The organism is Nodularia sp. UHCC 0506 (genome assembly GCF_034931045.1).
In the GTDB taxonomy this organism is placed as follows: domain Bacteria; phylum Cyanobacteriota; class Cyanobacteriia; order Cyanobacteriales; family Nostocaceae; genus Nodularia.
In genome coordinates this window covers 1-1,244 of the sequence record NZ_JAYGHH010000069.1, presented here as the reverse complement: position 1 = coordinate 1,244, position 1,244 = coordinate 1, and the positions used below count along the sequence as shown (strand labels likewise).

The following is a 1,244-nucleotide window of genomic DNA, read 5'->3' as shown; positions in this document are numbered from 1 at the left end:
AGCAAAGCCTATTAAGATAAGCAACAAGATAAAATTGAGACAAATCACGATTAAGAAGAATATAATTCTCTTCTTATAAATTTGAATAGCTCCTGTTAAAGGTCTTTCTAGGGGTAGCTTTGCAATATCATTACTCATTTTAATAACCTAATCACTTTATTTAGTTTCACCTTGAGATTGAGGAACAACAGCGATATTACTATCTTCATTTGGAAATACTTCCAATTTTATCTTTCGCCAATTTTTTGTGACTATTGTTGTAATATCAAGGATGACATAGGAAAGAACAACTACAAGAGTTGATATAGAAAAAACTATCTGAAATGTTACAAGTACCCATTGACTGATACCCGATAGTTCAAGAGCTTTGATGACATATTTATTTAATGCCCACTCAACTAAAACCCACAAGGCTAGAAAGAAAGCATCTAAAATAATAGAAGTAATTTCTAATAAAAGAGTTTGTAATTTGCCAACTAAATCTTTAACAAAGCCATTGGTACTGCTGCTATTACCCACTATATACTCCTCAAGCTATAGGAATCCTATTTGATATTTGAAAACATACGGGGATTGAAAAACCTGTTTTATAAGGACTTTATCCGAAATCTTGTTCAGAAATCAGACATGAGTCCTATATGTCTAACGCCAACCTTACGCAAATTATTTACTAATATTAGCGGTTTAACTATTTGTTATACAGCAAATTTCTCAGTAGGAGGTAATTGCGATAGGTACGATAGCTAATTTCTATTACAGACAAAACCATATTTGCATAACGAGTTGTTAAAGTCTATCTAAAAAAGGTAACAGCCAACAATATCTATCTTTAGATAGATTCTGAATTATAAAAGGTAAACTAGTTGACCGCAAAAAAATAAAAGTAAATTACGCATTGGGGGTCAAATTGGCGATCCCAACCGCAGCGCCTCAAGCTGGGCTGGAAGGGGCAAACTGCTAATGTAATATATGTGATGAGAAATCAGGAGTTAGGTTAGCTCTTGGCTATGAACACATTGTTATTGGCACAAAAGACAGACCAGAAGTGGAAGACTTAGACGCACTGCTTAAAGGATGCGACTTGATTATTCCCCCTACCGCGTTACACATTCCCGAATACGACAGGCACTAAACAGGCACACCCCAAACAACATTCTATCCCGTTCATTGTTCAAGCCGTGGGTAAAAATTAACTGTATCTCTTGCTGTGTAATAACTTTGGCGCGTCCGTGCCTGTTGATTGT

Annotated in this window: 1 protein-coding gene; it reads right to left on the bottom strand. The window is 35.5% G+C overall.

Going from position 1 to position 1,244, the window contains the following annotated elements:
• Positions 1-156: 156 nt before the first annotated feature.
• Entirely contained in the window at positions 157-519 is a 363-nt protein-coding gene (locus VB654_RS23625; protein ID WP_323216275.1) for a hypothetical protein, read from the bottom strand.
• Positions 520-1,244 lie beyond the last annotated feature (725 nt).